The 13,102-nt window shown below is 71.1% G+C and carries 8 protein-coding genes and 2 tRNA genes; 8 read left to right on the top strand and 2 right to left on the bottom strand.

The genetic code is table 11. The annotated features are described in order from the left end of the window. Positions 1-261 precede the first annotated feature (261 nt). Positions 262-1,863, top strand: coding sequence for a B12-binding domain-containing radical SAM protein (locus Pla163_RS11190; protein ID WP_145188028.1), 1,602 nt, complete (start codon positions 262-264; stop codon positions 1,861-1,863). An 81-nt stretch (positions 1,864-1,944) separates the two neighbouring features. Here the strand turns inward: Pla163_RS11190 and Pla163_RS11185 are convergent. Then, positions 1,945-2,033 (bottom strand) — tRNA-Leu (locus Pla163_RS11185). A 90-nt stretch (positions 2,034-2,123) separates the two neighbouring features. Between Pla163_RS11185 and Pla163_RS11180 the strand changes: the two genes are divergently transcribed. The 5 genes from Pla163_RS11180 (at position 2,124) to ggt (ending at position 6,967) form a co-directional block, all read left to right on the top strand. Continuing rightward, positions 2,124-2,200: transfer RNA gene (locus tag Pla163_RS11180), tRNA-Cys, on the top strand. 405 nt (positions 2,201-2,605) lie between these two features. Next, on the top strand, positions 2,606-4,252 hold the full coding sequence (locus tag Pla163_RS11175; RefSeq protein ID WP_145188025.1) for a sulfatase: 1,647 nt from the start codon (positions 2,606-2,608) through the stop codon (positions 4,250-4,252). Continuing rightward, a complete protein-coding gene (locus Pla163_RS11170; RefSeq protein WP_419185826.1) occupies positions 4,249-4,896 on the top strand; it encodes a hypothetical protein in 648 nt (215 codons plus the stop codon). The genes Pla163_RS11175 and Pla163_RS11170 overlap by 4 nt, the downstream gene beginning before the upstream one ends. Further along, positions 4,893-5,153 (top strand): NIL domain-containing protein, encoded by a 261-nt coding sequence (locus tag Pla163_RS19015; protein WP_419185825.1) that lies wholly within the window; start codon positions 4,893-4,895, stop codon positions 5,151-5,153. The genes Pla163_RS11170 and Pla163_RS19015 overlap by 4 nt, the downstream gene beginning before the upstream one ends. 32 nt (positions 5,154-5,185) lie before the next feature. Continuing rightward, positions 5,186-6,967, top strand: coding sequence for a gamma-glutamyltransferase (gene ggt, locus Pla163_RS11165; RefSeq protein WP_419185824.1), 1,782 nt, complete (start codon positions 5,186-5,188; stop codon positions 6,965-6,967). Between the two features lie 190 nt (positions 6,968-7,157). On the opposite strand, the gene Pla163_RS11160 is transcribed toward ggt, so the two are convergent. Beyond that, complete coding sequence (locus Pla163_RS11160; RefSeq protein WP_145188016.1) at positions 7,158-8,822, bottom strand: hypothetical protein; 1,665 nt, start codon at positions 8,820-8,822, stop codon at positions 7,158-7,160. 217 nt (positions 8,823-9,039) lie between these two features. On the opposite strand from Pla163_RS11160, the gene uvrB reads away from it, so the two are divergent. Further along, positions 9,040-11,058, top strand: a complete 2,019-nt coding sequence (gene uvrB, locus Pla163_RS11155; RefSeq protein ID WP_145188013.1) for an excinuclease ABC subunit UvrB — start codon at positions 9,040-9,042, stop codon at positions 11,056-11,058. Between the two features lie 3 nt (positions 11,059-11,061). After that, positions 11,062-12,912: an excinuclease ABC subunit UvrC gene (gene uvrC / locus Pla163_RS11150; RefSeq protein WP_145188011.1), complete on the top strand. Its 1,851-nt coding sequence runs from the start codon at positions 11,062-11,064 to the stop codon at positions 12,910-12,912. The last annotated feature ends 190 nt before the right edge of the window (positions 12,913-13,102 follow it).

Genomic DNA, 13,102 nt, shown 5'->3' with positions numbered 1-13,102 from the left:
TCGACGCGACTCGACCGCCCCGCCGACCCCGTGGTCGGCGGGGCGGTCGACGTTCGCGGAGCGCTTCGACTCGGGGTGCCCCGGGGCTCTCCGACAGGACGGGGGTGCCCCCGACGGAGCACGGGCGACGCGCGACCCGACGGGGGGCCACACGAAGTGGGGCGGGACGGGATAGTCTTGGGCGTCGGCCCTGGTGCCTCACCAGCCCAGTACGGTCTCCGCCCCCCTCCTTCGGCCCACTCGTCCGTCGCCCGTCGCTCGATGATCCATGCGTCTTCGCGCAGCAAGCGCATCGTCCTCTTCCTCCCGCACCGGGCCGATCCGGACGAGGGCGTCCGTGTCGCCGCGGATCTGCTGCCGCTCGAGCTGCTCCAGATCGCCAGCGTTCCGTACTCGGAGGGGTACGAGGTGCACGTCGTCGACGCCATGGTCGAGCCCGACTACATGGCGAAGCTCGAGGAGCTCTGCGACGGTGCGCTGCTCTTCGCCGGTTCGTGCATCCTCGGCTTCCAGGTCGTGCACGGCGCGCGGGTGGCCCGCCGACTGCGCGAGCGCTTCCCCGACCTGCCGATGGTCTGGGGCGGCTGGTTCCCGAGCGTCGTGCCGGAGCTGTACCTGCGCGAAGGCATCGCCGACGCCGTGGGACTCGGGCAGGGCGAGCTGACCTTCGGTGACGTCGTGCGCGCGATCGAGTCCGGCGAGCCGCTCGGTTCCGTCCCCGGACTGGCCGTGCTCGAGGACGGTCAGGTGCGCTACACCGACCACCGTCCCGTCGTGGGCTTCGACAAGTTCCCCAAGGTGCCGTGGGACCTCCTCGACTTCGAGAAGTACGTCCATCTCCAGCAGAACCCCGGACGCGCGAAGATCCGGCACAAGCTGCCCGATCCGCTCGGTCTGCCCGCGGGCACCAAGCTGCGGACGTTCAGCTACTTCTCGAGCTTCGGTTGCCCCGAACCGTGCACCTTCTGCTGTTCGCCGCGGGTGACCGGTCGCCGTTGGAAGGCGCTCACGGGCAAGGACCTCGCTGAGGATCTGTTCGAGCTCCAGGACCGCTTCAAGTTCAACCACGTGCGTTTCCAGGACGCCAACTTCGGAGTGGCGGAGAAGCGTTCGAACGAGTTCTGCGAGGCGTTGATCGAAGCCGGATCGCCGTACTGGTGGAACGCGACCTACGAGGTCGAGACGATCGCGCGCTACAAGGAAGCGTCCTGCGACCTGTTGCGCGACGCGAAGTGCCACCTGGTGATCCTCGGCGCCGAAGCGGGTTCGAAGGAACAGCAGGAACGGATCAAGAAGAAGATCGACCTCGACACGAACCTCGAACTCGCCCTTGGGCGCATCTACGAGCGCGGCATCCAGACCGGCACCACGTGGATCATCGGCTACCCGGGCGAGGAAGCGCCGTCGATGGTCGCCACGATCGACATGGCCGCGAAGATGAAGCACCGCTTCCCGGGCTCCGCCTCGGACATCTTCCCGTTCCGACCGATCCCCGGCACCGAGGACTTCGACGAGTCGGTGAAGCTCGGCTACCAGCCGCCGCGCACCTTCGAGGAGTGGGGGAGTTGCCTCGAGTACAAGTACGAGACCAACGACATCTCCATCCCGGAGGAGATCGAGCTGCGTTGGCGCCGCTACGGCTCCACGGCGACCTTCTACGACGGACTGACCAAGCACGGCTCGAGCTGGGTGCGTCGCGCCATGCAACGGATGTCGGGCTGGCGTCTCGCCCACGGTGAGTACCGCTTCCCGATCGAGCAGAAGCTCTACGACCTCTACGTGCGCGCCAGCGGCAAGTCGGAGGCCGATGCGGTCCGCGCCGATCGCACGTCGGGCGTGACGCCGAACCCAGTCTCGAGCTGACCGGCGGCGGCGACACCGGCCTTCGCCGAGGGCCGGTGATGGTGGGCCGGTGATGTTGGGCCCGTGATGGTGGGCCCGTGATGGTGGGGTAGGCGGGTCTCGAACCCGCACGCCCCGCGAGGGGCTTCGGATTTTAAGTCCGATGCGTCTACCGATTTCGCCACTACCCCGGCGCGATCCGAGCCGCTATCCTAGGCCCGCCGCGGCGAAGAGCGGTCCCGGCGCGCGAGCGAAGGACCCTCGGAGCGGCAGCAGCGAGAGGCGGCATAGCCAAGTGGCCTAAGGCGACGGATTGCAAATCCGTTATTCCCCGGTTCAAATCCGGGTGCCGCCTCCAACTCTCCACCGCCGACGCGGTCGAACCAGCGCGATCCGCGGAGGAGTCGCGGACGAATCGCGGACGATCCCCGGGGCCGCGCGCGCGAGGTGCCGGTGCCGCTGTTCTTGCGAACCGTTCTTGCACGCCGTTCCCGCACCGCTCGGGCGCCTGCGACGGGCGGACACGCGCGATCGGCGCCGAAGCGGCGGGTGCGGGCTCGAGTGGCCCCGTTCGCTCGTCCGGGTCTGCGCCGCGGGCGCGTCGACCGGACCTTGCCCCACGACGCGCCGCGCCCGGTGCGGTGCACGCGCCAGGGCCCGGCTCAGCGGACCGGGCTCAGCGGATCGTGCTCAGTGGACCGGGCACGGCGTCCAACCCCGCCCGCCCGGCCGGTGCCGACGGCGCGCGCGCTACCATCGGGGGATGCACGCCCCCGCGATCCCTGCGCTCGATCCTGCACGCCCGACGCCGCTCTCCGCCGCTCGGCGGCGTCCGTCCAGCGTCCGCCGCGCCGCCCGCGCGTCGGCCCTGCCCCGACTCGTGGTGTGCGCCTGCGCCGTGGGCCTCGCGCTCGCCGGCTGCGGCGGCGGCGAGCCGACGACCGACGGCGTGGCGCCCGTCGACGCGGGCGGTGCTGCGAGCAAGGAGGCGAACGAGCGCGTGGGCGCTGCGCCCGTCGCGCGCAACCTCCTGTTGATCTCGATCGACACCCTGCGCACCGACGCGCTCGGCGCCTACGGCGGCACGCGCAAGGCGACGCCGAACCTCGACCTGTTCGCAGGCCAGGCGGTCGTCTTCGAGAGTGCCTGGACCCACACCCCGAAGACCGCGCCGGCGCACATGAGCATGTTCACGTCGCTGCCGCCGCGCGTGCACGGCGTGGGCAACCTGAACACCCTCGGCGCCCAGCGCCTGTCGGCGTCGATCCACACGCTGCCGGAGATCCTCGAGGACGCGGGCTTCCGGACGGCCGGCTTCACCGGAGGTGGCAACGCGAAGGGCAGCCTGGGCTTCGACCGCGGCTTCCAGACCTTCGACGACATGGGCGAGTCCCTGGACCACAAGTTGGTCAAGGTCGAACCGTGGCTGAAGCAGGCGGAGGCCTCCGGCCAGCCCTGGTTCTGCTTCCTGCACACCTACCAGGTCCACGATCCCTACCTGCCGCCCGGCGACTACATCGAGCGCTTCGTGAAGCCGGGCTACGACGGGAAGATCCTGTCCTCGCGCGCGGCGATCCGTTCGGCCATCGACAGTGGCGACGACCTCGCGCCCGACCTGAAGGGCAACGAGAAGATCACCTGGAACTACTGGTTCCGCGTCGACGAGAGCAGCGAGCAGGACATGGCGCACCTGCACGACCTGTACACGGCGGGGGTCGCGCACATGGACGCGCTGCTCGGCGCGTTCCTCAAGCGCCTCATCGCTGCCGGCGTCGCCGACGACACGATCATCGTCATCACCTCCGACCACGGCGAGGAGTTCGGCGAGCACGGTCAGGTGCGGCACGACCAGCTCTACGTCGAGTTGGCCCACGTGCCGATGCTGGTGATGTTCCCCGGTCGCGCACACGCGGGGATGCGCATCGAGGCGCCGATCAGGCACATCGATCTTCTGCCGAGTCTGCTGGAACTGCTCGCGGTGGAGGACAGCGGCGAGCTGCGCCTCGGTCGCAGTTGGGTCGACTGGATCGAAGCGGGTGCCTCGACCGAGACCGAGATCCGCTCCGTGCTCGGCGAGCACCGTTCGGGACGCGACCGCCCGCTCGACATCTTCACGCTGCGCGAAGGTCCGTTGACGCTGTACGACCAGCGCGGAGAGATCGCGCTCTACGACCGCCGTCAGGACCCGGGCGAGGTCGTGCCCCAGAAGCGGCCCGTGGTCACCGAACGACTCGAGAGCCTGCTGCGCAGTCAACAGGCCCAGTTGGACGTCCTGTCCACCTCGGTCGGCAGTGGGACGGCGATCGAGATGTCCGACGAGATGCGGCGCGAACTCGAGGCCCTCGGCTACCTGAGCGTCGACGAGGATGCCCTGCGCGGCGCTGGCGCGAGCGACGAGGACGGTCGGTGACGCCAGCGGTCCGCGCCGCGCTCGCCGCCGCGCCCTGTGTCCTCGTCCTCGCCGGACTGGCCGCCGAGCGCCCCGAGGGCGCCCTGGTCTGGAGCCTGTGCGCGGCCCTCCTGGGCGCGGCGCTCCACACGTTCGGGGCGAGCACCGAACCCGCGCCCCGCGAGCGGCTGTTCCTCGCGCTGGGCCTGGTGGCGTTCGCCGCCGCGACCGCCGGTGTCGCCGTCGCGACCGGAGCGCCGCGTCCGCTCGCCGCCGCGGGACCGGCCGTCTGTCTGTTCGGACTCGGCGTCGTCGCGGCCTCCCGCTGGCGCAGCACCGTTCGCGCCGCGCTGCCGCTCGTGGCGGCGCTGCTCCTGTTCCTCGGCGGTCTCCCCGACCTGTTCGGGTCCGGCTCGGCCGCCTGGGCGCGGACGGATCCGGCGGTGGGCGCGTTCGTCCTCGATCTCTCCCCGGCAACGTGGGTCTGCGAGACGGCGGGGCTCGACTGGATGCGGCACCCGAGCGTGTACGCTCCTGCGGGCACCGACTGGTTCAGCGACGTCCGCCGACCCTTCGGTCCCACGCTGGGACTCGCCGCGCTGGCGACCGGCCTGTTGGCCGTGTTCGCGGCACGGCGTCGAACGACGACCAGGAACGCACGATGACCGTCCGCAAGTTCTTCTGCACCTTCCCGCAGGAGCTGATCACCGAGCCCATCATCAGCCACACGCTCAACGCCGAGTTCGATGTGGTTCCGAACATCCGCGCCGCGAGCATCACCGAGCACATCGCGCTCGTCGCGATCGACATCGAGGGCGACGGCGACCGCATCGACCTCGCCGTGCAGTTCATGCGCGATCGCGGCGTCAAGGTCGAGGAGTTGAGTGACGGCGAGAAGCCGCGCATGGACCTACCCAAGTGAATCGGCGCGCTTCGAGGACGAAGTCGGTGGACGTGGAACGTCGGACGGCGAGCGGCGACCGCTGCGGCTGGCGCCAGTTCGGCGTCGTCGCGCTGCTGCTCGCGACCGTCCACCTCGCAGCCTGCGCTGGTCCGACGGTGGTCGGCGAGCCGCGCGGCGACGGTCCGGCCGCGGTCGTCAGCGCCCATCCGCTCGCGACCCTGGCCGGGACGCGCGTGCTCGAAGAAGGGGGCAACGCTGCGGACGCCGCGGTCGCCACCGCGCTCGCACTGGCGGTCGTCTACCCCCAGGCCGGCAACCTGGGCGGTGGCGGGTTCGCCGTCTGGGTGCCGTCCATGGCGCCCGCGGACGCTCTGGCGCTCGACTTCCGCGAGACCGCTCCGCGCGAACTGGACGCCGCCGACTTCGACCGTGCCGACGCCGCCGGTCAGGTCGATCGGAGCAAGGCCATCGGCAGCGTTCTGGCGGCGGGCGTTCCAGGCTCGCCCCGCGGTTTGATCGCGCTGCAGAGCCGGCTCGGACGGCTGAGCTTCGCCGAGGTCGCGGCCCCCGCGATCGAACTGGCGCGCGACGGGTTCGAGGTGGATCCGCACCTGGCCAGCGACCTGGCGAGCCCGTCGCTGCGCGCGCGACTCGAGGCGTCGCCCGGCGCGCGGGCGCTCTTCTATCCCGACGGCGAGCCGCTGCTCGAGGGCGACCTCCTCGTCCAGCCGGACCTGGCGCGCACGCTCGAACACCTCGTCGCCCACGGTCCCGCGGGCTTCTACGACGGTCCCGTCGCCGACGCGATCGTGGCGACGATGCGAAGCGATGGCGGCGAGATGGACGCGGTCGATCTCGCCGCGTACCAGCACGTCTGGCGCACGCCGGTGGTCTCGTCCTTCGGGCGGCGCACCTTGGTCACGATGCCGCCGCCGAGCTCGGGCGGGATCCTGATCCTGCAGGTGTTCGAGATCCTCGAGGGCGAGGGCTTCGACTACGCCGACGCCGAGCCCGACGCGCGCGAACTGCACTGGTGGATCGAAGCCCTGCGCGCGGGGTTCGCCGATCGCGCCGAGCACCTGGGTGACCCCGACTACTACGACGTCCCCGTCGCTCAGCTGCTCGACCGAGCCTGGATCGCGCAGCGCCGGCACGCCATCGGCGAGTTCGCGCAGCCCGACATCCTGCCCTGGGTGCCGCCGGTCCCCGAAGGTGGCGGCGAGACGACGCACCTGTCCGTGCTCGATGCGGACGGCAACGCGGTCAGCCTGACGACGACGCTGAACACGACGTTCGGCAGCGGCATCATGGTCGAGGGCGCGGGCTTCCTCCTGAACAACGAGATGGACGACTTCGCCATCCGTCCGGGCGTTCCGAACGCCTACGGCCTGGTGGGGAACGCGGCCAACGCCATCGAACCCGGCAAGCGCCCCCTGTCGTCCATGACGCCCACGGTGGTCTGCGCGCCGGACGGTTCGGTCGAGCTCGTCATCGGCAGCCCCGGCGGCCCGCGCATCATCACGTCGGTCTTCCAGGTGCTCGCGCGCGTGCTCGTGCACGGTCAGCGCCTCGAGGACGCGATCCGTGCGCCGCGCCTGCACCAGCAGTGGAAGCCGCTGCGCACCTTCGTCGAGGTGGACTTCCCCGAGGAGCTGGTGGAGGACCTCGTGCGCCGCGGGCACGCGATCGAGCGGGAGAGTGGACGCTGGTCCTCGGTCCAGGGGATCCTTATCGGACCCGACGGCGAACTGCAGGCCTTCAGCGACGCGCGTCGCGGTGGGGCGGCCGGCGCGCCGGGCGAAGGGCTGTTGCACCGACCGGCGCGGCCGTGAGGGGCGAGCGTCGGCCGTCGAACCAAGGACGGTCGGCGCGCGATCGGTCCTCGCCCCAGCGAGCGACCATCCCATGCTCAGCCAGCGGTCCTGGACCGACGCCGCGGACGAGTTGCGAGCGCGGCGTTCCCGAGGGAGCGGCGCCGCGACGGATCGACCCGCGTGGGCCGGCCGATCGTGCGCGCGCGACCTACTGGCCGCCGGACTCCTGCTCGCGCTTCTCGCGCTGGATCTGTTCGAGCGACTTGCCGGTGTCGGCCGACTCCTGCTCGATGTCGCTGAGCGGGCCGTCCGGCGTCGCGGTGTCCGGTGCACCCCCTTCGGCCGCTTCCGTCTCGAGCCCGTCCGCTGCGGCTCCAGCGGCGGCTCCGGACGTGTTGGTTCCGGCGAAGATGTCGATGAACTCGACCTCGCGCGTGTTCGCCCCGGCGCTTTCCTGTTCGGTGACCTCCGGCGTCGCCTCGGCCTCGGGCGCATCGAACCAGCCGGCCTGCAGGCCGTAGGCCGACACGGCGACGCCGACGACCAGGGCGCCGAGTCCCGAGAGGCCCATGACCATCTGACGCTTCTTCTGCTCCTCGCGGCTGCGGAAGTGGCGCGGCGCACCGCTGCGCTCGGCTTCTTGGTCTCCGCGCGTGCCGCGTCGGGAGCTCGCGCCACGGCCCTTCGAGCGCCGCGAGCCGGAGCGCGCACTCGCTTCGTCCGAGCTGCTCGCCGCAGCCGGAGCCGTCGCAGCCGCCGCGCGCTCGGCCTTCAACCGCTCGAGCGTGCTGACCGGCTTGGCCTCGACCGAGTCGGGGCGGTGGGTGCGGGCCGCTTCCGCCGCGCGCTCGGCCTTCAGGCGTTCGAGCGTGCTCATGGGCTTCTCGTTCGCGGGGCTCGCCGCGGCGGCCTCGGCCGCGCGGCGCGCCTTGAGCTGCTCGAGCATGCTCGGAGCGGCGGACGCGGCAGCAGCCGCTGCGGCGCGCTCGGCCTTCAGTCGGGCCAGGGTGCCTCCGGCCTTCGTCTCGCGCTCGGCGGCGGTGGACGTCGCGTCGTCCGCGCGCTCCATGGCGGCGGGCGACCAGGCGGCGGCGCTGCGCGCGGGCATCGGGCTCGGCTTCGTCCCGGACGGGCCGGAGTCCCCGTGGAGGCGCTCGTCGAGGTCGTCCACGTCGTGTTCGGCCTGCTCGAGGTCGCGTTCCAACGCGTCGTGCGAGTGGTCGTGCGCGCCGTCCATCCCGAAGGCCTCGGACGCGGCGTCGGCGCTGGAGTCGCGCCGATCGTGGCCGGTGCTCACCTGCTCGGCGGCCGTCGTCGCCGCCTCGCCATCGGCGTCGTCGTCACCAGCATCGTCGTCACCAGCATCGTCGTCGTCGAGTTCGAGCGCCTCCAGCTCGAGCTCCATCTCGTCCAGCTCGACGTCGTCCGCGTGGATGCGGGCCTCGAGTTCGTCCACGTGGCGCTCGGCGTCGGCCACGTGGGCCGCCAGCGCGCTGTGGTCGTGACCGCTGTCCATCCCGAAGGCCTCGGGCGAGGCGTGGGCGCCCGCGTCGACCAGCTCGTCGCCCGCGTCCTCGAGCGCTTCCGCCGCGTCGTGCGCCCGATCAGCGGCCTCGTAGAGCGTGCGCGAGACCGCCTGTTCGACCGACACGTCGTGCCCGTGCTCCTCGCTCTCCTGCGCCTCCGTCTCGCCGCTCCCGCTGGCCGCTTCCGGCGCCGTGGCCACGGGGGCGGGCGGCGGTTCGACCTCGATCGGCTCCGCGACCTGGACGGCGCCCTTGCAGATCCGGCAGCGCACGAAGGGCGCGCTGAACTCGGACGGCAACTGGAACGTGGCGTGGCACTTGGTGCAGGTACCGGGTCGGACGAGCATGGGCGGAATCGGGCGGGACGGAACGCGGTCGCCACGAGGCGGACCGGAGCGGACGGGGACACGAGCGCGCGTGGCAAGATACGGGGCCCGCGCCGGAGCGCGCAAGCCGCGCCGAGATTCGCGCCCGCGGCGCCCGCACGACGTCCATCGCTCGAGCTCCGCCGCCCGCCGCCCGCCGCATCCGCGCCCCGTCTTCCGCGCGCAGCCCCCGTCCGTCATGTCCTCGCCCTTCAGGCTGCACTTCCCGTTCGAGCTGACGGGCGACCAACCCCAGGCGGTCGAAGCGATCACGTCGCGTCTCGAGCAGGGCGAGCGCCACCAGACCCTCCTGGGCATCACGGGCTCGGGCAAGACGCTGACGATGGCGGCCACGATCGAACGCCTCGGGAAGCCGGCGCTCGTCCTCAGCCCGAACAAGACGCTGGCGGCGCAGCTGTACTCGGAGTTCAAGGAGCTCTTCCCCGAGAACGCCGTCGAGTACTTCGTCAGCTACTACGACTACTACCAGCCCGAGGCCTACGTCGTCGCGAGCGACACCTTCATCGAGAAGGACTCGAGCATCAACGAGAACATCGAGCGCCTGCGCAACAGCGCCACGCGCTCGCTCCTCGATCGCCAGGACGTGCTGATCGTGGCGTCGGTCTCGTGCATCTACGGCCTGGGCAGTCCGAGCAACTACTCGGACATGGCGCTCAGCCTGAAGGTGGGGGAGTCGATCGAGCGCGACGACCTCCTGCGGCGGCTGACGCAGATGCAGTACAGCCGCAACAACCTCGATTTCCGGCGCGGCACGTTCCGGGCGCGCGGCGACGTGGTCGAGGTCTTCCCGTCGTACGAGGAGGACCGCACCATCCGCATCGAACTGTTCGGCGACGAGATCGAGGCGATCCTCGACGTCGATCCCCTGCGCGGCGAGATCCTGGCCGAGCGCAAGGAAGTGTCGCTCTACCCGTCCGGACACTACGTCACGCCCAAGGAGCGCGTGCTGGTCGCGGCCGAGGGGATCGAGGTGGAACTCGACGCACGCCTGCGCGTCCTGCGCAAGTCGGACCGCCTGCTCGAGGCCCAGCGTCTCGAGCAGCGCTGCCGGCGCGACCTCGAGATGCTGCGCGAGGTCGGCACCTGCCCGGGCATCGAGAACTACTCGCGCTGGATGGACGGCCGCGAGGAGGGGCAGGCGCCGTTCACGCTGCTCAACTACTTCCCCGAGGACTGGACCGTCTTCATCGACGAGAGCCACGTCACCGTCCCGCAGATCGGCGCCATGTACAAGGGCGACCGCTCGCGCAAGGAGACGCTCGTCGAGCACGGCTTCCGCCTGCCGAGTGCGCTCGACAACCGGCCGCTGCGGTTCGACGAGTGGGAGAAGCTCGTGAAGCGCGCGGTCTACGTCTCGGCCACGCCCGGGCCGTACGAGCTGAAGCACAGCGAGGACCGCCTGGCCGAACAGATCGTGCGCCCGACGGGTCTGATCGACCCCGCGATCGAGATCAAGCCGGCGAAGACCCAGGTGGACGACCTGCTGCACGAGATCCGGACCACGACGAAGGCCGGCTGGCGCACGCTCGTGACCACGCTAACGAAGCGCTCGTCCGAGGAGCTCACGACCTACCTGACCGAACTCGGCGTGCGCGTGCGCTACCTGCACTCGGAGATCGACGCGATCGAACGCATGCAGATCCTGCGCGAGCTGCGTTTGGGCGAGTTCGACGTCCTGATCGGCATCAACCTGTTGCGCGAAGGCCTCGACCTGCCGGAGGTGGCGCTGGTCGCGATCCTCGACGCCGACAAGGAGGGGTTCCTGCGCTCGGCCACGAGTTTGATCCAGACCTGCGGTCGCGCGGCGCGGAACGTCGACGGTCGCGTGATCATGTTCGCGGATCGCATCACGCGCTCGATGCAGGTGACGCTCGACGAGGTGGAGCGCCGACGCGCGCTGCAGCTCACCTACAACGCCGAGCACGGCATCACACCCCGGACGATCATCAAGCCCGTGCGCGATTCGATCGAGTCGCTCTACGACATGGACGGCGTCTCGATCGACCTGCCCGACGACGTCGGCGCGAAGGTCGCCGAGGGCGGGGTCGAGTACCGCGATCCGAAGCAGCTGCGCGCGGACGTCGAACGCACGCGCGGCGAGATGCTCGAGGCGGCCGCCGAACTGCGTTTCGAGGACGCGGCCAAGCTGCGCGACACGCTGCGACGACTGGAGCAGGCCCAGCTCGAGGTGGGCTGAGCGGTGTCCGAACCGCGCTGGAGCATCGACGGCGTTCCGGACCTGCCCGGCGTCTACCTGTTCGAGGACGACGCCGGCAAGGTGCTGTACGTGGGCAAGGCGCGCGCGCTGAAGAAGCGGCTCGCCAGCTACCGACGTCCGGGCGGCGACGGGCGTCTGGGCGTCCTGTTCCTCGAGCAGGAGGCGACGCGCGTGCGCACGATCGTGACGCGCACCGAGGGCGAGGCGCTGCTGCTCGAGGACGAGCTGATCAAGACGCACCAGCCGCCCTACAACGTGCGGCTCAAGGACGACAAGTCGTTCCTGATGATCCGGCTCGACCAGGACGAGCGGTTTCCGCGCCTGAAGTTCGTGCGCGCCCACGATCGCAAGCGCGGCAAGGGCACGGGGCGGTCGCGCTTCTTCGGACCGTTCGCCTCGGCGCGCAGCGTGCGGCGCACGATGAGCGACCTGCACCGCATCGTGCCCCTGCGCGACTGCTCGGACGCGGTCCTGAACAATCGCTCGCGACCGTGTCTCAAGCACCAGATCGGGCTGTGCAGCGCGCCCTGCGTCGACCTGATCGACGAGGCGCGCTACGCCGAACTGGTCGAGCGCGCGGTGGCGGTGCTGGCGGGGGACACGCGCGAACTCGAGAGCGACCTGCGCGCGCGCATGGACCAGGCGGCCGAGCGCCTCGAGTACGAACAGGCCGCGTTCTGGCGCGACCGGATCGAAGCACTGCGGCGCACGGCCGAGCGCCAGGGCGTGCGTCCGTCCGATTCCATCGAACGCGATGCCCTCGGACTGGCGCGGCTGGGTGAGCGCGCGGTGGTGCACCGACTCGCCTTCCGCGGCGGTCAGTTGGTGGAGAGCCGCTCGCACACGTTCCGGACACAGTTGGCCGACGAGGACGCGCTCAACGACGTGATCACCGCGCTCTACGGGACGGCCGGGCGCCGCAAGCCGCCGCGCGAGGTCTTGGTTCCGTGCCTGCCCAGTGAAGCCGAGCTCCTGGCCGAGCTGTACGGCATCGAACGCTTCGTGGTGCCGTCGAGCGGCGAGCGCAAGCGCTTCCTCGAGGTGGCCGGCGAGAACGCGCGCTCGCACCTCGAGCAGTCGACGGGGGCGGAGACCGAGCAGGCCGAGGCGCTCCAGAAGGTGGCGCGTCTGGCCGACCTCGATCCCGACGCGCCGCCGGAGGTCATCGACTGCTACGACATCTCGAACATCCAGGGCTCGAACGTGGTGGCGAGCCGCGTGCGCTTCCGACGCGGTGTCCCCGATCGGGCCGGCTACCGGCGCTTCAAGGTGCGCTCCGTCGACGGGCAGGACGACTTCGCGTCGATGGCCGAAGTGGTGGGGCGCAGCATGCGGCGCGGCCTCGAGGACGACGACCTGCCGGATCTGGTGGTGATCGACGGCGGCGCCGGCCAGCTGGGCGCCGCATTGGCCGCGCGCGACGAGGCCGGTGCGTTCGACGTGCCCTTCGTCGGGCTCGCGAAAGCGCGGTCCGAACGCACGATCGGCGGGCGGAAGGTCGGGGCGAGCGAGGAGCGGCTGTACCTCGCGCCCGATCGCGAGCCGCTGGTGCTGCCGAAGCACGACGCGGGGCGCTACCTGCTCGAGCGTCTGCGCGACGAGGCCCACCGCTTCGCGATCACGTTCCACCGCAAGCAGCGCGGCAAGATCACGTCCCGGCTCGACGCGATCCCCGGCGTGGGGGAGGCGCGGCGCAAGGCCCTGTTGCGGACGTTCGGCAGCGCGACCGGCGTCGAGCGCGCCAGCGTCGAACAGATCGCCGCGGTGCCCGGCATCGGCGACGACTTGGCGCGCGAGATCCTGCGGCGTCTGCGCGACAAGAGCGAATCCTGACGGACGCGTCCCGCGGGCCCGGCGGCGCTTGGCGGCGCGAATCTACCGAATCTTGATCGTGCACCCGGTGTGCGTCGGGCCACCCTTGCGCGCCCGATCCGCGGCGGACGGACCCGGTGCGGTCCCCGCGGCCACACCGAACGCGGCGAACGGTCCTCTTCGGCGCGGGGCGTGGTTCGAGCGGGCGCGA

It is taken from the genome of Rohdeia mirabilis, assembly GCA_007750655.1.
Taxonomy (GTDB): Bacteria; Planctomycetota; UBA1135; order UBA1135.
The sequence above is the reverse complement of the archived record's forward strand: the minus strand, read 5'-3'. Positions and strand labels throughout refer to the sequence as shown.